A 20,191-nucleotide genomic window follows, 5' to 3' on the forward strand; every position below is an offset into this window, starting at 1 on the left:
CGGGCAAGCAGGTCCCAAGATTTCCACAAGATCCTCCCGGGGCAGGCCAAAGCGCCCTGAAGGCAAAAGGAAGCCTGCTTTGTACCGCGACATGCCCCATGGGGGTAAATACTGTAGAAAGTAGGAATGGTCTCTCCCCCCGAACTCCGCCGTGCCGTCGTCATCGAGGATGACCCGGACATCCGCGGCCTGCTGGTCCGCGTCCTGACCAAGCAGGGTTTCGAGGTTACCCACGCGGGTGCGGGCCTGCCGGGAGTGGAGGAAGTGCGCCGACGCCAGCCGGACCTGGTGACGCTGGACCTGAACCTGCCGGACCTGGACGGCCTGGAAGTGTGCAAGCTGCTCCGCGAATTTTCGGACGCCTTCATCATCATGCTGACTGCCCGCGCCGACGAGCTGGACAAGCTCACCGGCTTGGACAACGGTGCGGACGAGTACATCAGCAAGCCGTTCAGCCCGCGCGAACTCCAGTCACGGATCAATGCCCTGTTCCGCCGCCGGCCATCCGCTGCCGCTGATTCGGCCGCCCGCAGCGAACTGAAGCGCGCCACTGAGGTGCAGCAGAGCCTGCTCCCCAAGGAAGGCGTCCGGGTGGAAGGCTACGATGTGGCCGGCATGTTCCGTCCCTCCAGGAGTGTCGGCGGCGACTTTTACGACTGGTACCAGACTCCGGAGGGGCTGCACCTGACCTTCGCCGATGCCATGGGCAAGGGCATGGGTGCAGCGCTGATCGCAGCGACAGTCCGGGCCGTCATGCGGTCCACCGGGCACCGGCAGGACCTTGATGCCGCCTTCGCATCCGCCAGCAAAGCCATCGCCGCCGACCTCGATTTATCCAACTCCTTCGTCACCCTCTTCCACGCCCGCCTGGACGCCGCCTCGGGGAAAGTCAGCTACGTCGACGCCGGGCACGGGCTTGCGCTGCATGTCCAGGCGGGCGGGGCTGTTGAGCGGCTCCCCTCCGGCGGCCCGCCCGTCGGTGCCTGGCCGGGAACGCAGTGGCCGCAGTCCAGCTTGGAGCTTTCCCCCGGAGACTCCCTGGTGGTGGTCAGCGACGGCGTGCTGGACGTGTTCGACTCCGTGGAAGCATTCACCGCGGCAGTACAGCAGGTAACACAAAATCTGGAATCCGCCCAGGCCAGCAGCGCAATCCTCGCTCTTGCCCCGGCCGGGACCGCCGAGGACGACGTCACGGTCGTCGTCGTCCGGCGCCTCCCGGAGGAGATGGCGGCGTGACCCGTTTCTGGACCCGGCTGGTGGTGGTACTGACTGTCCTCACCGGCCTCAACTACATTGCCTGGCGCTGGGCCGCCTCCCTCAACTGGGAGGCGTGGTGGATTGCCCTGCCCCTGGTGATCGCGGAAACCTACAGCCTGATCGACGTGATGCTCTTCGGCCTGACCGTCTGGAAACTGAAAATCCGCAAGGGCGCCCCGCCGCCTCCCGCGGACGCTACCGTGGACGTCTTCATCACCACCTACAACGAAGACCTGGACATGGTGATGACCACCGCGCTGGCAGCGCAGAAGATCCGGCACCCGCACAGCACCTGGATCCTGGACGACGGCGCCCGCCCTGAGCTTCAGGCCCTCGCCGAACAGCACGGGCTGGGCTACGTCACCCGCAGTGATGACTGGGCCCCGGACCTTCCCCGGCACGCAAAGGCCGGCAACCTGAACAACGCGCTGATGCAGACGCACGGCGAGTTCCTCCTGATCCTGGACGCGGACCAGATCCCCGAGCCGGACATCCTGGAAAAGACTCTCGGCTACTTCAACAACCGTCGGGTGGCCCTGGTCCAGACCCCGCAGTACTTCAGCAACGTCCCCGCCGACGATCCCCTGGGCAGCCAGGCACCCCTCTTCTACGGCCCCATCCAACAGGGTAAGGACGGCTGGAACGCCGCCTTCTTCTGTGGCTCCAACGCCATCCTACGCCGCGAAGCCCTGATGCAGCTGGGACTGGTGGGCTACGTCAAGGAAACCGAAAAGAGCATCCGCCGGGCACTGGCGGCCTCCCAGTCCGCCATCAAAAAGGCCCGAAAATCGGCCGACATTGAGACACCCCTGGTGGCTGAGGTGCTGGACCAAGTGGAGGCCGCCACCCGCGAGGCCCAGCAGGAGCTCGGCGCCGGCCAGCCGCTCAGCGAGATCACCTACCGGGTCCGCCGCCGCGTCGACGCCGCCGTGCAGACCCTGGTGATGGCCGACGTCGAAGCCCTGCAGGCCGATCTCGAAGAAATCGCCGCGATGGAACTGGCCCATGTGGGCGAGTCCGGAGTTCCGGTGGTTGCGGACGACGCCGTGCAGCGCATGTCCGCCCGCGACTGGTCCCCGCTGGGCGCCCTGGAGTCCGTCCAGGCGGTCCTGGACGCACTGTCCGTGGAACGCAACGACGAAGCCCAGCCGGTTATGCCGCTGGCCACCATCTCCGTCACCGAGGACATGGCCACCGCCATGCGCATGCACGCCATGGGCTGGCAGAGCGTTTACCACCACGAGGTCCTGGCCTACGGGCTGGCTCCGGAGGACCTGAAGACCATGCTTACCCAGCGCCTCCGCTGGGCGCAGGGCACGATCCAGGTGCTGCTGCGCGAGAATCCGCTGGTGCAGAAGGGCCTCAAGCCCGGCCAGCGGCTCATGTACTTCGCCACCATGTGGACCTACTTGAGCGGCTATGCGGCGGTCATCTACTTCGCCGCCCCCATCATCTACCTGCTGCTGGGGATCCTGCCGGTCACCAGTTTGAGCTGGGACTTCTTTGTCCGGTTCATTCCCTTCATGGTGGTCAACCAGGTGCTGTTTGCCGTTGCCGGCCGGGGCATCCCCACCTGGCGCGGCCAGCAGTACAGCCTGGCGCTGTTCCCCACCTGGATCAAGGCGTGCTCGACGGCGGCACGGAACGTTTGGTTCGGCCGTCCCCTCGGGTTCGCCGTCACCCCCAAGGCCCGCCAGAGCGGGGGACCCAGCTGGAGCCTGATCCGGCCGCAGATTGTGGTGTCCGCCCTGCTGGCGGTGGCCGCCGTCGTCGGAATTTTCCGCCTGGCCGCCGGGCTGGCCGAACCGCTCGGCACCCTGGTCAACGTCGCCTGGGTCATTTTTGACCTGGTGGTCATGAGCATCCTGGTCCGGGCCGTGCTCTACAAGGGCTACGAACCGGCCGCAGAACCCGCAAATGAAAGGAATCCCGATGGAGTTTAGCTATGAGGTCAAGGACTCATACGCGGAGGTCAAGGCGGACGGGCGGCTCAATATGGTGTCCGCGCCCAAGCTTCGCGAGTTTGTCACTGATGTGATCGCCGGTGGATCCAGCCGGATTGTGGTGAACCTGGAAAAGACGGCATTTATGGACTCCTCGGGCCTTGGCGCCCTCATCGGCTGCCTCAAGGCCGCCCGGCAGGCGGGCGGCGACCTTCGGATCGCGGCGGTCCAGCAGCAGGTGAAGATGGTCCTCGAGCTGACCAGCATGGACAAGGTCCTCACGTCCTACGCTTCCCCCGAAGATGCGTTCAGCAATGACTGAAGTGCTCGCCTCGCGCAGCTACCGGGGACTGGCTGCCGGGGAAGCGATCGAATCCGTCCACAATGACCTGGACAGCCTCTGGCTGGACGTCCCGTTCGTGCAGGACATGGACCAGATGACCTTTACGACGGCGGTGATTGAGTCCGCGTCCAACATCGTCCAGCACGCGGAGCCGGCCGGGCAGGAACCGGTGGAGCTGGGCGTGGAAATCGAAGTCCGGCACACCCTGCTGCAGGCTCGTGTCAGCGCCTACCACGCCAAGCCGCCGTTCGGTGCGATGGAACCGGCAACGCCGGGTGAAGATGCCGAGTCCGGCCGCGGCCTGGCGCTGATCCAGGCCCTGGTCACCACCGTCACCTTCGAACGCCAGGACGGAACCAATACCTGGGTGTTGTCCCGCACGTCGTCGCAGGGCTAGGACGGGATGCCGGTCCGGGCAGTGCGGGTTCACAGCCCGGACCGGCGTCTTCCTGCCGCGCCGCATTGCCCGCTCCCGGTCGGCAGGCAGGATGCCCTTGCCGTTGACGGAGACGTGCACGGTGACCCACGCGGGCAGCTGCTGGGCCGTAATGGTCACCTCGAGCTCCAGGACGGGGTCTCAGGATGTGTTGTAGTCTCTTGACACTAAGGGACCGCTACTCTTGAATATTACGTATGCTGAAATAACAGTTCCATGATGCGGAAGCCCAGTGTGGTAGGACCGTACGCACCAGGTGCCGGGAAGTCCGGCGTCCGCATAGCCGTCACCATGGATGCCAGCAATTCGTACCGAGGAACCAGCCAGCATGAAGCTTGCCGAATTCAACACCGCGGATCCCGCCAGGGCCGCGGACACCCTCAGGCCCTGCATCGACGTCACCCGGTGGGTGGACACAGTCACCGCCGCGCGCCCTTTCGCGACCAAGGAGGCCCTGCTGGCCTTCGCGGCCGAAGCCGCCAATCCTTTCACCCCCGCGGAGGTGGAGGCAGCGATGGCACACCATCCCCGGATCGGGGAGCGCCCGACGGCGGGCACCACCGAGGCGTCCATGTCACGTTCGGAGCAGGCCGGCGTCGACCCTGCTGACGCCGCCGTCGCGGAAGCCCTGGCCAGGGGCAACCGTGACTACGAGGAAAAATTTGGCCGGGTCTTCCTGATCCGCGCCGCCGGACGGACCGCCCCGGAGATCCTGCAGTCCCTCAATGAACGCCTCACCAACACCCCCGCCCAGGAAGACACCATCGTGGCGCAGCAACTGCGCGAAATCGCCGTACTGCGGCTGGAAGGACTGATCTCCGAATGACCGTCTCCCACGTCACCACCCACATCCTGGACACCGGCGCCGGACGCCCGGCGGTGGGGGTCGCCGTCGTCCTTTCCAGGAATGACGGCGGCACCTGGCAGAAGCTGGCAGCGTCCAGCACCGATGCGGACGGCCGGGCGAAGGACTTGGGCCCGGAGCAGCTCGAACCCGGTAACTACAAGCTCAACTTCGCCACCGGTGATTACTACGCCGGACTGCAGACGGCCACGTTCTTCCCGGAGGTGGACCTGGTCTTTGAAGTGACGGGACCGGAGCACTACCACGTTCCGCTGCTCCTGAGCCCGTTTGCATACTCCACCTACCGCGGCAGCTAGCGGCAGCGCGGGCGTCAAGGGCGTTACCGCAATGTCCGCCCCGCGCCATTCCCGGCATAGGATCAGAAAGGAGACTAACCGAGAGGCCGCTTCGCGGCCTTGTGGCGGACCATAAGCGCAGAAACAACTTGAGAGTGGATCATGGCTTTGAACAATGACCTTGAATCCGATGCCGACACCGAGGGCGCCCAGCATGGCGGGGTCCAGTCCGTGGAACGGGCCCTGACAGTCCTGGAAATCCTGGCCCGGGAGGGCAACGCCGGCGTGAGCGAAATCGCCGAGGAGATGGGGATCCACAAATCCACGGTTTCCCGACTGATGGGCTCCCTGGTGAGCCGGGACATAGTCCACCAGAACAGCGAACGCGGAAAGTACCAGCTGGGGTTCGGCATCCTGCGGCTGGCCAGCACCATTCCGGGCCGGCTGAGCCTGGTCCACGAGGCCCGTCCCGTCCTGGAGAGCCTGGCCCTGGAATTCAAGGAAACCGTCAACCTGGCTGTCCTGCGCTCCAACTACGCCGTCAACGTGGACCAAGCCATGGGGCCCTCCACGCTCGCCACCTACGACTGGGTGGGCAGCCTGACGCCCCTGCACGCGACGTCCAGCGGGAAGGTCCTGCTGGCCGCCCTGAGCGCCGATGAACGCGACCGCATCCTGAAGGAGACCGGACTTCCCGCCCGGACGTCCCGCACCGTCACCACCCGCAAGGAGCTGGACAGGCAACTCCTGGAGGCATCCCGCAAGGGGTACGCGGTGGTGCGCGAGGAGTTCGAAATCGGCCTGAACGCGGTGGCCGTGCCTGTGTTCAATCATCAAGGGGTGGTTGCCGGTGCACTCAGCATCTCCGGCCCTGCCTTCCGCTTTGACCCCGAGAAGGCGCCGGGGCTGCTGGAGACCTTGAAGGAGGCCGGCCTGAAGGTCAGCGCCAACATGGGGTACACCGGGCAATAGAGCACATGGGCAGCGGTTGGACGCGGCCCTGCGGGCTGGTCCACCCGGCTGCAACACAGTGATGGCCCCGGACCTTGGTCCGGGGCCATCACTATGTTTGGTTGTGCTTGTTTTGTTGCGGGGTTTTAGGAGGCCGGGGCTGTGTGGGCTTCGTTGCGTTCGAGGGTTTGGGCCCGTTCGATCAGCGGCGGGGTGTCCGCGGTGATGCCCATGCGGACGTCCCCTGAGTGCTGCACGTCGCCGACTTTTTCCTGGATCCAGTCGTGGAACGCGCCGATGTGGTGCTCGCTGGGGACCAGCACGCCGCCCTTGGCGTAGGTCTTGGAGGCCATGCCGGGCTGGCAGCGCTCGCACGCGTCGAAGTCCTGCATGTTCACCCGGTGGAACAGCTCCACGGACGCCGAGACGTCCTTGCCGGACTCGACCACCGAGGGCAGGTAGAGCCAGTCGCATTCGACGATGGTGTGGTCAGCGGCCAGCGGGAACATCCGGTGGATGATCACATGGTCCGGGACCAGGTTCACGAACACGGTGGGCTTGATGGTGATCGCGTAGTAGCGACGGTCCTGGTCCTCGCCCACCCCGGGAATCACGTCCAGGCCCTCGGAGCCGTCCACGGTGAAGCCCTTGACGTCCTCACCGAACTCCGCACCGTGGCCCACAAAGTACTGCGCGGCCAGCCCGTCGGCGAACTCCGGCAGCACCTCGGTCAGTTCCGGGTGGATGGTGGCACAGTGGTAACACTCCATGAAGTTCTCAATGATGAGCTTCCAGTTCGCCTTCACGTCGTACCTGATCCGCCGGCCCAGGGCCAGGTTCGCCACGTCGTAGCCCTCGATCGCCTTCAGGTCACCCAGGCGCTCCTCGATGGCGCCCATGACGTCCTCTTCGAACGACGGCGGCTCATCAGCCAGGCACACCCACACATAACCCAGGTACTCGCGGATGTGGACCTTCACCAGGCCGTACTCGTCCCGGTCGATGTCCGGCATCTTGGTCAGGTTCGGCGCGGCGATGAGCTTGCCCTCAAAGTCATACGTCCAGGCGTGGTACGGGCACTGGAACGAACGGGCAGCTTCGCCCTGCTCCTCCATGCACAGCTTCACACCACGGTGCCGGCAGACATTGTAGAAAGCGCGGATAGCGCCCTTGCGGGTACGGCTGATCAACACCGACTCCCGGCCGATCTGAACCGTTTTCCACGCACCGGCCTTGTCCAGGTCCGCAGAACGGATGGCACAGAACCACATCTGCTCAAAAATCCGCTCCTGCTCCGCACGGAACACCGCCTCATCCACATATGTCAAACCCGACAACGTAGGAATCAAACTCGGGGTGGTCACTTCAACAGACAAGGGGGTTCCTCCTTACAACGGCAACGGCAGGGCGACCACGGTTGCACGAGCATCTTCGCTCTTTAAGCAACGGCTATCGCTATACGCAACAGAGTTGTCGAGCGCACCCCTCCTGTCAAGGAGGCAGAAATAGAGGCCAAAGGGCCTGCAATATACGAAAAACCCCTTGACATCCAGTGTGGGCTGGGTCACCGTGTTGCATATGGCGACGAGTGTTGCTCATAGCGAGTTTCACGGGCCGTCGACAGATGCACGCTCTGCCAAAGGAAAAAGAGGTACCCCCATGCACAAGGCATGCCCGCTCAGCGAACTTGCACCCGGTGAGGCACTGCGGCTCAACACGTCGCCGCCCATCGCCGTGTTCCACACGGAGGAGGGCGAGCTCTTCGCCCTCGATGACACCTGCACCCACCAGGACGCTTCGCTTGCCGACGGCTGGGTGGAGGACTGCTGGGTGGAGTGCCCCCTGCATGCCTCCAGGTTCAACCTGAAGGACGGAAGCGTGGACGCCCCGCCGGCCAAGCTGCCGGTCCGCTCCCACGAAGTGTCCGTCATCGACGGCGTCATCATGGTCAAAGAGTCCGCCGATGCCCCCAACCTGCCGCCCGGCCTGACGGTGGACGGACACATTTCCCAGTAGCAGCCGGTCCGCCGGATTCCGCCAACGCCAACGCCCAACCAGGAGAAACCACAGACTATGAGCGCATCACCACGCGTCGTCATCATCGGAGCCGGCATCGTCGGCACCAACCTTGCCGACGAACTCACCGGCCGCGGCTGGACCAACATCACGGTTGTCGAACAGGGCCCCCTTGAACTTGCGGGCGGGTCCACTTCGCACGCCCCGGGCCTGGTGTTCCAGACCAACCCGTCCAAGACCATGACCGAGTTCGCCACCTACACGGTGAACAAACTGCTCTCGCTCAGCGCGGACGGGGTCTCCTGCTTTAACCAGTTGGGCGGGCTTGAACTGGCCACCACCGAGGCGCGGCTCGAGGACCTGAAGCGCAAGGTTGGCTATGCCACCTCCTGGGGCGTCGATGGCCGCCTGATCGACGCCGACGAGTGCGAGAAGCACTGGCCGCTGTTGAACGGCGGAGCCCTCGCGGACGGACGCCGCGTCCTGGGCGGACTCTACGTCCCCTCGGACGGCCTGGCATCCGCGGCCCGCGCGGTCCAGCTCCTGATCGCCAAGGCACGCTCGGCAGGCGTCACGTTCCTCGGCTCGACACCCGTGACGGGCATTGAGCAGGCGGGCGGGAAGGTCACCGGCGTCCAAACCCCCGACGGCGTGATCCCGGCTGACATCGTGGTGTCCTGCGCCGGATTCTGGGGGCGCGAGCTCGGCAAGATGGTGGGCATGCAGGTGCCGTTGCTCCCGCTTGCGCACCAGTACGTCAAGACCACCCCGGTGGAGGGGCTGCACGGCGTCAACGAGCTTCCCAACGGTGCCAGCAAGCCCATCCTCCGCTACCAGGACCGCGACCTGTACTTCCGCGAGCACGGCAACCGGATCGGCATCGGCAGCTATGCCCACAGGCCGATGCCCGTTGACATGGACCGGCTGCCGCGCGTCGGCGCCGAAGAGATGTCTGACCACAACATGCCCTCCCGCCTGGACTTCACGCTCGAAGACTTCGCCCCGGCCTGGGAAGACTGCCAGGACCTGCTGCCTGCCCTGCACTCAACACAGATCGACGACGGCTTCAACGGCATCTTCTCCTTCACCCCGGACGGCGGCCCGCTCATGGGCGAATCCCCCGACGTCGAAGGCTTCTTCGTGGCGGAGGCCGTCTGGGTCACCCACTCCGCCGGCGTGGCCAAGGCCATGGCCGAGATGCTCGTGGAGGGCGAGTCCCGCACCGACCTGCACGGCTGTGAAATCACCCGCTTCGAGAAGGTGCAGACCTCCGACGAGTACGTCAGCGATACGTCCCAGCAGAACTTCGTGGAGATCTACGACATCCTGCACCCGCTGCAGCCCAGGGAATCTCCGCGCGACGTTCGCGTGAGCCCCTTCAATGTGCGGCAGAAGGAACTCGGGGCGTTCTTCCTGGAGTCTGCGGCCTGGGAACGTCCGCACTGGTTCGAAGCCAACCGGGCCCTGCTGGAAGAGCTGCCCGCCGAGTGGCAGGCACCGGAGCGTGACGAGTGGGCGGGCATGTTCCACTCCCCCATCTCCGCAGCCGAAGCGTGGAAGACGCGTACCGCCGTCGCGCTTTTCGACATGACGCCGCTCAAGCGGCTCGCCGTCACCGGGCCCGGCGCGCTGGACCTGCTCCAGCGCCTCAGCACCGGCAACATCGCCAAGAAGCCCGGAGCGGTTACCTACTGCCTGCTGCTGGCGGACGACGGCGGCATCCGCAGTGACGTCACGGTGGCACGGCTTGGGGAGCAGGACTTCCAGCTGGGCGTGAACAGCAACGTGGACTTCGACTACCTGCGCGTGGAGGCGCGGAAGCAGTCCGCAGGGGATCCGTCCCGGTGGGCGCACGTCACCGACATCACCGGCAGCACCTGCTGCATCGGCCTCTGGGGACCGCTGGCCCGCGAGGTGATGAGCAAAGTCAGCACCGACGACCTTAGCAACGACGGCCTCCGCTACTTCCGCACCAAGGAAATCAGCATCGGCGGCATCCCCGTCACGGCCATGCGGCTCTCCTACGTGGGCGAGCTCGGCTGGGAGCTGTACACCACCGCCGAATATGGCCTGAAGCTGTGGGACCTGCTCTTCGAAGCAGGCCAGGAGCACGGTATCATCGCCGCCGGCCGCGGCGCCTTCAACAGCATGCGGCTGGAGAAGGGCTACCGGCTGTGGGGCACGGACATGACCACGGAGCACCACCCCTACCAGTCCGGCCTGGGCTTCTCCGTGGCCAAGGACAAGGAAGGCTACGTGGGCTGGGAGGCGCTGGCTGCCCGCAAGGAGCAGCAGGCTGCCCAGACCCTGCGCTGCCTGACTGTCGACGACGGCACGTCAGTGGTGCTGGGCAAGGAACCCGTCTACGTCAACGGCGTGGCTTCGGGTTACGTCACCAGCGCCGCTTACGGCTTCTCCATCCGCAAGCCGATCGCCTACGCCTGGCTGCCGTCTGCAGTGGACGTGGGGGATGCCGTGGAGATCGAATACTTCGGCAGGCGGGTGGCCGCCACCGTCACCGCCGACCCGCTGTTTGACCCCGGAATGGAACGCCTGCGCGGCTGACTCCTTTCTGAGCTGCTCCCCGGAAGTTGGACTGAGAGATTCAGTTCCGACTCCCGGGGAGCAGTTTTTTTGCGTGCGCGCAGTTCGTTATCCGAGGATCAAAGCGGGGCCGCGCTGTGGGCGACGCTACAAGCAATTCTTCAGCCACCCCCAGGAAGGACTTATTCCACCACGTCCGATTCATCAGTGCCGCCGCACTGCCGGCGCAGCTGACCGGATACATTCACGGGTACACCACCGAAAGAATCCCAGCAAAGCAAGAGGGCCTGAGCCCGGTGCAATACCGTGCTCAGGCCCTCGCAGCCCCGGCCTGTTCAGCCAGTCAAACTTGGGGCCCGCTTCACTTCGGAGGCGGGTCCCTTTCGCGTCCTAGACCACTGTGGCGGCCTCGAGCGAGGCCGATGCGGTGGCCTCTGCTGATTCGCCCTTGTGCGGCTCGAAGCGGACGAACATGGCTTTGAAGCCTGGGGTGTTGGATTCGCGGGCGACGTTTTCCTTGTGGACCAGGGCGTTCGCTTCGGGGAAGTACGCCGCGGCGCAGCCCTTTGCGGTGGGGTAGGCCACCAGGCGGAACTTTTCGGCGTGGCGGTCAATGCCCTGGAAGGTGCTCACCACGTCCACGAGGTCACGGTCGTTGTACCCCAGCTCGGCGAGGTCTTCGGGGTGGATCAGGATGACCCTGCGGCCGCCGGAGATGCCCCGGTAGCGGTCGTCCAGGCCGTAGTACGTGGTGTTGTACTGGTCGTGGCTGCGGATGGTCTGCAGCACCAGGTGCCCGTCCGGCGGGGTGAGGTATTCGAGCGGGCTGACGGTGAAGCGGCCGCGGCCGATGTCCGTGGCGAACGAGCGGGTATCGCGGGGCGGGTTGGGCAGCACGAACCCGTTCTTGGTCCGGACGCGGGCGTTGAAGTCCTCAAACCCGGGCAGGACGCGTTCGATGTGGTCGCGGATCACGTCGTAGTCCTCGGCCATGGCCTTCCAGTCCACGGAGTGGTCCGGGCCGAAGGTCGCCTCGGCCATCCGGGCCACGATGACGGGCTCGGCGAGCAGGTGCTCGGAGACCGGGGTCAGCCGGCCCTGGGTGGAGTGGACCACGGACATGGAGTCTTCCACGGACAGGAACTGGGCTCCCTTGGGGTGCTTGTCGTCCTTGTCCGTCCGGCCCAGGGTGGGCAGGATCAACGAGGTGCGGCCGTGCACAATGTGGGAGCGGTTGGGCTTGGTGGAGATGTGCACGGTCAGGCCGATCCGCTGCATCCCTGCCTCCAGCATCTCCGTGTCGGAGCAGGCCAGCGAGAAGTTGCCGCCCATCGAGACGAAGACGTCCACCTCGTTGCGTTCGAACGCCTCCATCGACTCCACCGCGTCGTAGCCGTGGTGCCGCGGGGAGGCGATGCCGAACTCCTTGTCGAGGGACTCAAGGAGCCATTCCTTCGGCTTTTCCCAGATACCCATGGTCCGGTCGCCCTGGACGTTGGAGTGCCCGCGCACCGGGCAGGCCCCGGCGCCGGTCTTGCCGAAGTTGCCCTGCAGCAGCAGGACGTTGACCATTTCCTTGATGGTGTCCACCGAGTGCGGCTGCTGGGTCACGCCCAGGGCCCAGCAGAAGATCGTGGCCTTGGACCGGATCAGCATCCCGGCCACGGTCTCGATCTGTTCCCGGGACAGCCCGGTGGCTTTCTCGGTCTCGTCCCAGTCCAGGTCCTTGCGGGCCTGCCGGTAGGCCTCGAACCCATCGGTCTGGGCGTTGATGAAGGAATGGTCGACGACGGTCCCCGGGTTCCGCTCCTCCTCTGCCAGCAGCAGGTGGCCCAGCGCCTGGAACAGGGCCAGGTCCCCGCCGACCTTGATCTGCAGGTATTCATCGGCCAGCGGCGTGCCGCCGCCCACCACACCGGAGACCGTCTGCGGGTCCTTGAAGTTGAACAGGCCGGCCTCGGGCAACGGGTTGACCGCCACCACCTTGCCGCCCTTGTCCTTGCATTCCTTCAGCGCGGAGAGCATGCGGGGATGGTTCGTGCCGGGGTTCTGTCCCACCACGAAGATCAGCTCGGAATCGTGGATGTCATCCAGGGACACCGTGCCCTTGCCGATCCCGATCGTCGGGTTCAGGGCCGAGCCCGAGGACTCGTGGCACATGTTGGAACAGTCCGGCAGGTTGTTCGTGCCCAGGGCCCGGGCGAACAGCTGGTACATAAACGCCGTCTCGTTCGCGGTGCGCCCGGAGGTGTAGAACACGCACCGGTCCGGCGTGGAAGCACGCACATGCTCACCGATCAGCTCGAACGCGTCAGCCCAGGAAATCGGCGAATAGTGCGTCTCCCCCTCCCGGATCACCACAGGTTCACTGAGCCGGCCCTGGTTCCCCAGCCAGTACTCCGTCTTCGTCGAAAGCTCCGCGATGGAGTGCTTGGCCCAGAACTCTGCCCCGACGGTGCGGAGGGTGTTTTCCTCGGCCACCGCTTTGGCACCGTTCTCGCAGAACTCGGCGGCCTTGCGTTTCTTGTCTGTTTCCGGCCAGGCGCAGCCCGGGCAGTCGAACCCGCCGCGCTGGTTCAACCGCAGCAGCGACTGGGCCGTGCGGGTCACACCGGCCTGGGCCACCGCGCGTTCCAGGGCAACCATGACGGCCTTGACCCCGGCCGCCTCGGTCTTGGGCTTATGGACGGAGAGATCGTCCTCGTTGATGTCCGCGACGGGTGCGGGCTGCTTACCGAACTTCATTGTTCCAACTTTCTTACCGGCATACGTCCTGCGTGTGCTGTTGCCTGCTTGTGCTGTTGCCTGCTGGCGCTGTTACTTGCTGGTTTGAGCGCCACTAAGGCGCGCCGGGCATTCCCGGCGCGCCTCACTGGCACACTCCTGTTGAATTTGCTGGCTACTCCGAAACCTTCGCCAGTGTTTCCCGCTCGGCCCCGATGGTGGTGCTGTCACCGTGCCCGGTGCGGACCACAGTCTCCGCCGGCAGCGTCAGGAGCCGTTCCCGGATCGAGGCCAGGATGGTCGGGTAGTCACTGTAGGAGCGGCCCGTTGCGCCGGGGCCGCCGTTGAACAGCGTGTCACCGGTGAAGACCGTTCCTTCGCTTTCGAGGTAGAAGCAGGTGGACCCCGGGGAGTGACCGGGCGTGTGGATGGCCCGCAGGACAGCCCCTCCCACCTCGAACACATCACCGTCGCCGTGCTCCCGGTCCGGCTTCGTGTCCGGGTAGACCTGCTCCCACAGGACCAAATCCTCGGGGTTCAGCCAGATCGGGGCGCCCACGGCGTCCGCGAGCTCACGTGCCGCATCGATATGGTCGTTGTGCGCGTGGGTGAGGAGGATGGCTTTGACCTTCCGGCCGCGCACCTGGTTGATGATCGCCGCGGCGTCGTGCGGCGAGTCAATGATGACGCATTCCTCGTCGTTGCCCACGATCCAGACGTTGTTGTCCACATCCCAGGTGCCGCCATCGAGCGAGAACGTGCCCGAGGTGACCAGGTTTTCAATCTTGACGCTCATGCCGAAGCTCCCGTCTGCTCAATTTCGACGACGGAGCGGAGGACCTTGCCTTCGTGCATCTTGTCGAAGGCCTCCTCCACCTGGTCGATGGTGATCCGTTCAGAGACGAAGGCGTCCAGGTCCAGGTTGCCTTGCTTGTAGTGCTCCACCAGCATGGGGAAGTCGCGGGAGGGCAGGCAGTCGCCGTACCAGGAGGACTTCAGGGACCCGCCGCGGCCGAAGACGTCCAGCAGCGGCAGTTCCAGCTTCATCTCCGGGGTCGGTACGCCCACCAGCACCACACGGCCGGCGAGGTCGCGGGCGTAGAACGCCTGCTTGTATGTTTCGGGACGGCCGACGGCGTCAATCACCACGTCCGCCCCGTTGCCGCCAGTGAGGGCACGGATGGCTTCCACGGCGTCTTCCTGCCGGGAGTTCACCCCGTGGGTGGCGCCCAGGGACTTGGCCATCTCAATCTTGTTCTCGTCGATGTCAACGGCGATGATCGTGGTGGCACCGGCCAGCTTCGCGCCGGCAATCGCGGCGATGCCAACGCCGCCGCAACCGATCACGGCCACGGACTCGCCACGCTTGACTTCACCGGTGTTGATCGCGGCACCAATGCCGGCCATCACACCACAGCCCAGCAGGCCCACGGCGGCAGCATCAGCCTCGGGATCAACCTTGGTGCACTGTCCGGCCGCTACCAGCGTCTTCTCGGCGAACGCGCCGATACCCAGCGCGGGCGAGAGCTCCGTGCCATCTTCAAGGGTCATCTTCTGGGTGGCGTTGGCAGTGTTGAAGCAGTACTGCGACTGGCCCTTGGCGCACGCACGGCACTGGCCGCACACCGCACGCCAGTTCAGGATCACCCGGTCACCCGGAGCTACAGAAGTGACGTCCGGGCCCACCGCGCTGACCACGCCGGTAGCCTCATGGCCCAGCAGGTACGGAAACTCATCACCAATACCGCCCAGCTTATAGTGCAGGTCCGTGTGGCAGACACCGCAGGTAAGGATATCCACCAGCGCCTCCCCGGGACCCGGATCCGGCACCAGGATGGTCTCCAGCGACACCGGGGCATTCTTCTCCCTGGCAACGACTGCTTGAACTTTATGGACCATTTCTTGTGTTCCTTTCCTGGATCCGGCCGGATCCGTGAGTCGGCACCAGGTGCCAATCTAGCTGACGCACTTGGGCTGGAAGTCGCCCCCGCCATGCTGCAACGCTCTCACGGGCAATGGATCAGCACCCCTGCCCAGCGTCGGCGAGCTTGCCACAGAGCCTCAGCCAATTGCGTAATACACAACAAGATGCACATAGCGCCTACTGGAAAATATGACAGTGGCCCCACTCCATGTCAATAGAGCCGGGCTTGATGACGGCGGCCTGCCCGCCGGGCGTCCTTGGCAAAAACCGGCAGTAGGCTGGATGGCATGGCTTTTGAAGAACCCCCTGCCGAGCGGCGTGAAGTTACTGTCCGCCGGGCCCCCAAGTACGTGCCCTTCCTGATCCTGGGCGCGCTGGTGGGCATTGTGGCCGCGGCTGTGGTGGCATACGGACTTCCCGGAAGCGCCACTTTCGACGACGGCGCCGTTTTCGGGTTCTTCATGGTGATGTTCGCCGGCGGCGGCGCCGTCCTGGGAGCTGTGCTGGCCCTGGTCCTGGACCGCCGGAGCATTAAGCGGCAGCAGCGGGCAGTGGTGGAGTCCGTGCCTGATTCGGAGCCGGACACGGATCCCCAGACCTAGTCCGGTCATAAACAGGGGGACGGAAAAGTCATACCCCATGTCGTGAGATAATCGACCAGTGGCACGCGGCGATGGAAAACTTTCCCATGATCTTCTCCCTGGCGAAAAAGGCCCTCAGGACGCTTGTGGCGTCTTCGGCGTCTGGGCACCAGGTGAGGAAGTAGCAAAACTTACCTATTACGGGCTGTATGCACTGCAGCACCGCGGTCAGGAGTCGGCTGGTATAGCCACCAGCGACGGCAAGCGGATCAACGTTTACAAGGACATGGGACTTGTCTCCCAGGTCTTCGACGAGACCACGCTGAACACCCTGACCGGGCACCTGGCCGTCGGCCACTGCCGTTATTCCACCACCGGTGCAAGCCATTGGGCCAACGCCCAGCCCACCCTCGGCGCCACCAGCACCGGCACCGTTGCCCTGGCGCACAACGGCAACCTGACCAACACGGCTGAGCTGAACGCCATGATCCAGGAACGCAACGGCGGCCAGCTCACCGGCGAGATGAAGCAGGGCAACACTTCGGACACCGCCCTGGTCACCGCCCTGCTGGAGGGCGAAGAGGGCAAGACCCTTGAACAGACCGCCACCGAACTGCTGCCCAAGATCAAGGGCGGCTTCTGCTTCGTTTTCATGGATGAAGGCACCCTTTACGCAGCCCGGGACACTTTCGGAATCCGCCCGCTGGTCCTCGGCCGCCTTGAGCGCGGCTGGGTGGTGGCCTCCGAGCAGTCCGCCCTTGCCACCGTGGGCGCCAGCTTCATCCGCGAGATCGAGCCGGGCGAGTTCATCGCCATCGACGAAGAGGGCGTCCGGTCCAAGCGCTTCGCCGAGCCGACGCCGGCCGGCTGCGTTTTCGAGTACGTCTACCTTGCCCGCCCGGACGCCGCCATCGCCGGCCGCTCAGTGTATGAATCCCGGGTGGAGATGGGCCGCCAGCTGGCGCGCGAAAACACGCAGGCGGCAGACATTGTCATCCCCGTCCCGGAATCCGGCACCCCTGCCGCGGTGGGTTACGCCGAGGAATCAGGCATCCCGTTCGCCCACGGATTCGTCAAGAACTCCTATGTGGGCCGTACCTTCATCCAGCCCTCGCAGACCCTGCGCCAACTGGGTATCCGGCTCAAGCTCAACGCCCTCGAGTCGGTGATCCGCGGCAAGCGCGTGGTGGTGGTGGATGATTCGATCGTCCGCGGCAACACCCAGCGCGCCATTGTCCGGATGCTCCGCGAAGCCGGCGCTGCCGCCGTCCACGTCAAGATCTCCTCCCCGCCCGTGCAGTGGCCCTGCTTCTACGGCATCGACTTCGCCTCCCGGGCGGAACTCATCGCCAACGGCGCCACCATCGAGGAGATTTCACAGGCCATCGGTGCGGACTCGCTGGCCTACATCTCCGAGGACGGCATGATCGGCGCCACCATGCAGCCGCGGGAACGCCTCTGCACCGCCTGCTTCACCGGGAAGTACCCCATCGAGCTTCCGGGTTCGGACAAGCTGGGCAAGAACCTCCTGGAGCGGACGGACCTCGGTGGCCTGCAGCCTTCCCCCTCCGCGCTGCCAGGCCAGACCGCCGCCCTTGCCGTGGACCCCGAGGCGGATCCGGCAGAGAAGTCCGGCGCCACCGGATGCGACCCGGGACCTGACTCCGAGTTTGAAAACCTGCTGACTGACGCCGACCTCGTGCCAGACGTACATGCCGCCGCCGGCGCTGACAAGAAAGAGTCCGTATGACTTCCGCTAGCCCCGCCGCAGACAACGCCGGCATCACCTACGCCTCCGCAGGCGTCGATGTTGAAGCCGGCGACCGTGCCGTCGAGCTCATGAAGGGTGCCATCAAGGCAACCCACAACTCCTCGGTGATCGGCGGGGTGGGCGGCTTTGCCGGCCTCTACGACGTCTCGAAACTGCTGACGTACAAGAGGCCTCTGCTGGCCACCTCCACCGACGGCGTGGGCACAAAGGTTGCCATCGCGCAAGCCATGGACATCCACGACACCATCGGCTTCGACCTGGTGGGCATGGTGGTGGACGACATCGTAGTGGTGGGCGCCGAGCCTCTGTACATGACCGACTACATCGCCTGCGGCAAGGTGGTGCCCGAGCGCATCGCTGACATCGTGCGCGGCATCGCAGCGGCCTGCTCCGTGGCCGGCACCGCACTGGTAGGCGGCGAGACCGCCGAGCACCCGGGCCTGCTGGGCGAGCACGAGTACGACGTCGCCGGTGCCGCCACCGGTGTCATCGAAGCCGACCACCTGCTGGGCCCGGAGCGCGTCCGTGCAGGCGACGTGGTGATCGGCATGGCCTCCTCCGGCCTGCACTCCAATGGCTACTCCCTGGTGCGCCGCGTCATCAACCACGCCGGCTGGGCCCTGGACCGCCAGGTCTCCGAACTCGGCCGCACCCTCGGCGAGGAACTCCTGGAGCCCACCCGTGTTTACGCTGCCGACTGCCTGGACCTGGCGCGCACCTTCCCCGTCAGCGCATCTGCCGGCGGCGGCGCAGCCGTGCACGGTTTCAGCCACGTCACCGGCGGCGGCCTGGCCGCCAACCTGGCGCGTGTCCTCCCGCAGGGCCTCGTCGCCACGGTGGACCGCGCCACCTGGGAACTGCCGGCCATCTTCAAACTGGTGTCCGAGCTGGGCAACGTCCCGCTGGCAGACCTGGAGCGGACGCTGAACCTTGGCGTGGGGATGGTCGCCATCGTTTCGCCGGAAGCTGCGGACGCCGCCGTCGCCCGCCTGAACGACCGCGGCCTGCCGTCCTGGGTCATGGGTACCGTCACCAAGGATTCGGACTCGATCCTGAAGTCCGGCCCGGACTACGTCCAGGGCGCCAAGGGCGTGGACGGCGGCGCAGTCCGCCTGGTCAACGCCTACGCCTAGCATTCCAACCGAGGCTCAGCAGCAGGGGAACCTGAAAAGTCACGCCTGCGAAAATGATGTCCCTTGCCTGCTCCTGCCCTGACGGTCGGGAACCTGTCACTCTCCGTTGGGGGCCAGCAGTGATTCACCCGGTGGCCGCCACGTGACTACCCTGACAACGGCGTCTCCGGCAACCGCCCGCCGGCCGGCCCCCGGGCTGCTCCTCACCAGCCAGCTCATCTTCAATGTGGGCTTCTATGCCGTGGTACCGTTCCTGGCCCTGGTCATGACGCGGGACTTTGGAATGACGGCCACGGCGGTGGGCGTGGTCCTCGGTGCCCGGGTCTTCAGCCAGCAGGGGTTGTTCCTGGTGGGCGGGATGATCACGGACCGCTGGGGCCCGCGCAGGGCCATGCTGGCGGGCTGCCTTGTCCGGGTATCGGGCTACATCACCCTGGCGCTTGCCAGTAATTTCCAGCTGTTCCTGCTCGGCGCCGTCCTCACCGGGATGGGCGGTGCCCTCTTCTCCCCCGCCCTGGAGTCAATGGTGGGGCGGGCGGAAGAACGACGGCGAGGCACCGGCGGGAAGGCACCGACGCTTTTCGCACTGCTCACCATCTGCGGTGAAATGGGTGCAGTTGCAGGTCCGCTGGTGGGCGCCCTGCTGCTGGGGACATCCTTCAGTACAGCGGCATTGGCCGGGGCAGCAGTGTTCGCCATCATGACTGGAGTCCTGTGGACCTTCCTGCCTGCCGAAGCAGGCCATAAGGCGTCGTCCTCGACTCAACCTTCGCCGGCCAACCGGCAGGGCATTCCGGCCATGCTCCGGAACAAACGGTTTGTCGGATTTACTGCCCTCTACAGCGTGAATCTGCTGGCCTACAACCAGCTGTACTTTGGCCTGCCGATAGAACTGTCCCGGAGCGGCGCCGGCCCGGAAGCACTGGCGGGCCTGTTCGCCGTCGCCTCCGTCCTGACTGTGGCACTGCAATGGCCCATTTCCCGGCTGATGCACCGGATCGGCGCCGGCCGCGCACTGACCGTGGGCTTCACCATGAAAGGCCTGGCATTTGCCACTATGGCCATCCTGGCCCAGTACCCGGCCTCCGGTGCCCTGCAACTGCTGCCGTCCCTGCTGCTCGTCGTGGGGCTCTGCCTTGGCCACATGTGCATCGTCCCGATGGCCATGTCACTGGTCCTGGATTTTGCCCGTGGGCGGCCATCCGGAATCTATTACGGCCTGCTGGCCAGCATAGGTGGCTGCGCCGTCCTGCTGGGCAACACCCTGCTGGGCCCCCTCTACTCGGAAGCCGGCCAACCGGGTCCGGATGCCGCCTGGCCCTGGGCGGTGATGGCCGTGCTCGCGGCCGCACCCGCCGTCGGACTTTCCAGGTTCCTGCCCCGGAAGTCCTAAGCCGCGGGCTGGCTCCCCACCCCTAACTTCACCTC

Annotated in this window: 18 protein-coding genes; 14 read left to right on the top strand and 4 right to left on the bottom strand. The window is 65.5% G+C overall.

All coding sequences use genetic code 11. The annotated features are described in order from the left end of the window. Nucleotides 1-126: 126 nt before the first annotated feature. The 7 genes from NXY83_RS18730 to NXY83_RS18760 all read left to right on the top strand — a co-directional run bounded on the left by NXY83_RS18730 (nt 127) and on the right by NXY83_RS18760 (nt 6,091). The gene (locus NXY83_RS18730) at nt 127-1,236 is read left to right on the top strand and encodes a PP2C family protein-serine/threonine phosphatase (protein ID WP_258803708.1); all 1,110 of its coding nucleotides are present in this window, start codon (nt 127-129) and stop codon (nt 1,234-1,236) included. Continuing rightward, nucleotides 1,233-3,200: a glycosyltransferase family 2 protein gene (locus NXY83_RS18735; protein WP_258803709.1), complete on the top strand. Its 1,968-nt coding sequence runs from the start codon at nt 1,233-1,235 to the stop codon at nt 3,198-3,200. Before NXY83_RS18730 ends, NXY83_RS18735 begins: the two co-directional genes overlap by 4 nt. Then, nucleotides 3,190-3,522, top strand: coding sequence for an STAS domain-containing protein (locus tag NXY83_RS18740; RefSeq protein ID WP_258803710.1), 333 nt, complete (start codon nt 3,190-3,192; stop codon nt 3,520-3,522). Before NXY83_RS18735 ends, NXY83_RS18740 begins: the two co-directional genes overlap by 11 nt. Next, nucleotides 3,515-3,940, top strand: coding sequence for an ATP-binding protein (locus NXY83_RS18745; protein ID WP_258803711.1), 426 nt, complete (start codon nt 3,515-3,517; stop codon nt 3,938-3,940). Before NXY83_RS18740 ends, NXY83_RS18745 begins: the two co-directional genes overlap by 8 nt. A gap of 367 nt (nt 3,941-4,307) precedes the next feature. Beyond that, on the top strand, nt 4,308-4,805 hold the full coding sequence (uraD, locus tag NXY83_RS18750; RefSeq protein ID WP_258803712.1) for a 2-oxo-4-hydroxy-4-carboxy-5-ureidoimidazoline decarboxylase: 498 nt from the start codon (nt 4,308-4,310) through the stop codon (nt 4,803-4,805). Then, complete coding sequence (gene uraH, locus NXY83_RS18755) at nt 4,802-5,140, top strand: hydroxyisourate hydrolase (RefSeq protein WP_258803713.1); 339 nt, start codon at nt 4,802-4,804, stop codon at nt 5,138-5,140. Before uraD ends, uraH begins: the two co-directional genes overlap by 4 nt. A 141-nt stretch (nt 5,141-5,281) precedes the next feature. Further along, on the top strand, nt 5,282-6,091 hold the full coding sequence (locus NXY83_RS18760) for an IclR family transcriptional regulator (RefSeq protein ID WP_258803714.1): 810 nt from the start codon (nt 5,282-5,284) through the stop codon (nt 6,089-6,091). Between the two features lie 125 nt (nt 6,092-6,216). On the opposite strand, the gene NXY83_RS18765 is transcribed toward NXY83_RS18760, so the two are convergent. After that, the gene (locus NXY83_RS18765) at nt 6,217-7,446 is read right to left on the bottom strand and encodes an aromatic ring-hydroxylating oxygenase subunit alpha (protein ID WP_258803715.1); all 1,230 of its coding nucleotides are present in this window, start codon (nt 7,444-7,446) and stop codon (nt 6,217-6,219) included. A 283-nt stretch (nt 7,447-7,729) separates the two neighbouring features. On the opposite strand from NXY83_RS18765, the gene NXY83_RS18770 reads away from it, so the two are divergent. From NXY83_RS18770 to NXY83_RS21130, 3 genes are all read left to right on the top strand, one after another. Continuing rightward, nucleotides 7,730-8,086: a bifunctional 3-phenylpropionate/cinnamic acid dioxygenase ferredoxin subunit gene (locus tag NXY83_RS18770; protein ID WP_258803716.1), complete on the top strand. Its 357-nt coding sequence runs from the start codon at nt 7,730-7,732 to the stop codon at nt 8,084-8,086. 57 nt (nt 8,087-8,143) lie between these two features. Next, nucleotides 8,144-10,651 (top strand): GcvT family protein, encoded by a 2,508-nt coding sequence (locus tag NXY83_RS18775; protein WP_258803717.1) that lies wholly within the window; start codon nt 8,144-8,146, stop codon nt 10,649-10,651. A gap of 116 nt (nt 10,652-10,767) precedes the next feature. After that, a complete protein-coding gene (locus NXY83_RS21130; RefSeq protein ID WP_397427527.1) occupies nt 10,768-11,112 on the top strand; it encodes an IS3 family transposase in 345 nt (114 codons plus the stop codon). Here NXY83_RS21130 and NXY83_RS18785 read toward each other — a convergent pair. The 3 genes from NXY83_RS18785 to NXY83_RS18795 form a co-directional block, all read right to left on the bottom strand. Next, complete coding sequence (locus tag NXY83_RS18785; protein WP_258803718.1) at nt 11,021-13,375, bottom strand: FdhF/YdeP family oxidoreductase; 2,355 nt, start codon at nt 13,373-13,375, stop codon at nt 11,021-11,023. The two genes, NXY83_RS21130 and NXY83_RS18785, sit on opposite strands and share 92 nt — an antisense overlap. Before the next feature lie 154 nt (nt 13,376-13,529). Next, complete coding sequence (locus tag NXY83_RS18790; RefSeq protein ID WP_258803719.1) at nt 13,530-14,150, bottom strand: MBL fold metallo-hydrolase; 621 nt, start codon at nt 14,148-14,150, stop codon at nt 13,530-13,532. Next, nucleotides 14,147-15,253 carry an S-(hydroxymethyl)mycothiol dehydrogenase gene (locus tag NXY83_RS18795; protein ID WP_258803720.1) on the bottom strand — a complete coding sequence of 369 codons (1,107 nt, stop codon included), beginning with the start codon at nt 15,251-15,253 and terminating at the stop codon, nt 14,147-14,149. Before NXY83_RS18795 ends, NXY83_RS18790 begins: the two co-directional genes overlap by 4 nt. Nucleotides 15,254-15,565: 312 nt before the next feature. Here NXY83_RS18795 and NXY83_RS18800 point away from each other — a divergent pair, with 312 nt between their 5' ends. The 4 genes from NXY83_RS18800 to NXY83_RS18815 all read left to right on the top strand — a co-directional run bounded on the left by NXY83_RS18800 (nt 15,566) and on the right by NXY83_RS18815 (nt 20,156). Next, nucleotides 15,566-15,880, top strand: a complete 315-nt coding sequence (locus NXY83_RS18800; protein ID WP_258803721.1) for a hypothetical protein — start codon at nt 15,566-15,568, stop codon at nt 15,878-15,880. Nucleotides 15,881-15,938: 58 nt separating this feature from the next. After that, a complete protein-coding gene (gene purF / locus NXY83_RS18805) occupies nt 15,939-17,609 on the top strand; it encodes an amidophosphoribosyltransferase (protein ID WP_258803722.1) in 1,671 nt (556 codons plus the stop codon). Continuing rightward, nucleotides 17,606-18,763, top strand: coding sequence for a phosphoribosylformylglycinamidine cyclo-ligase (gene purM, locus NXY83_RS18810; RefSeq protein ID WP_258803723.1), 1,158 nt, complete (start codon nt 17,606-17,608; stop codon nt 18,761-18,763). The genes purF and purM overlap by 4 nt, the downstream gene beginning before the upstream one ends. Before the next feature lie 142 nt (nt 18,764-18,905). After that, nucleotides 18,906-20,156, top strand: a complete 1,251-nt coding sequence (locus NXY83_RS18815; RefSeq protein WP_258803724.1) for an MFS transporter — start codon at nt 18,906-18,908, stop codon at nt 20,154-20,156. Nucleotides 20,157-20,191: the final 35 nt, after the last annotated feature.

The organism is Pseudarthrobacter sp. NS4 (assembly GCF_024758005.1).
Lineage (GTDB): Bacteria > Actinomycetota > Actinomycetes > Actinomycetales > Micrococcaceae > Arthrobacter.

Coding starts and splice junctions, on each gene's coding strand:
- NXY83_RS18730 (WP_258803708.1), top strand. CDS start 127: ATGGTCTCTCCCCCCGAACTCCGCCGTGCCGTCGTCATCGAGGATGAC.
- NXY83_RS18740 (WP_258803710.1), top strand. CDS start 3,190: ATGGAGTTTAGCTATGAGGTCAAGGACTCATACGCGGAGGTCAAGGCG.
- NXY83_RS18745 (WP_258803711.1), top strand. CDS start 3,515: ATGACTGAAGTGCTCGCCTCGCGCAGCTACCGGGGACTGGCTGCCGGG.
- uraD (WP_258803712.1), top strand. CDS start 4,308: ATGAAGCTTGCCGAATTCAACACCGCGGATCCCGCCAGGGCCGCGGAC.
- uraH (WP_258803713.1), top strand. CDS start 4,802: ATGACCGTCTCCCACGTCACCACCCACATCCTGGACACCGGCGCCGGA.
- NXY83_RS18760 (WP_258803714.1), top strand. CDS start 5,282: ATGGCTTTGAACAATGACCTTGAATCCGATGCCGACACCGAGGGCGCC.
- NXY83_RS18770 (WP_258803716.1), top strand. CDS start 7,730: ATGCACAAGGCATGCCCGCTCAGCGAACTTGCACCCGGTGAGGCACTG.
- NXY83_RS18775 (WP_258803717.1), top strand. CDS start 8,144: ATGAGCGCATCACCACGCGTCGTCATCATCGGAGCCGGCATCGTCGGC.
- NXY83_RS18785 (WP_258803718.1), bottom strand. CDS start 13,375: ATGAAGTTCGGTAAGCAGCCCGCACCCGTCGCGGACATCAACGAGGAC.
- NXY83_RS18790 (WP_258803719.1), bottom strand. CDS start 14,150: ATGAGCGTCAAGATTGAAAACCTGGTCACCTCGGGCACGTTCTCGCTC.
- NXY83_RS18795 (WP_258803720.1), bottom strand. CDS start 15,253: ATGGTCCATAAAGTTCAAGCAGTCGTTGCCAGGGAGAAGAATGCCCCG.
- NXY83_RS18800 (WP_258803721.1), top strand. CDS start 15,566: ATGGCTTTTGAAGAACCCCCTGCCGAGCGGCGTGAAGTTACTGTCCGC.
- purM (WP_258803723.1), top strand. CDS start 17,606: ATGACTTCCGCTAGCCCCGCCGCAGACAACGCCGGCATCACCTACGCC.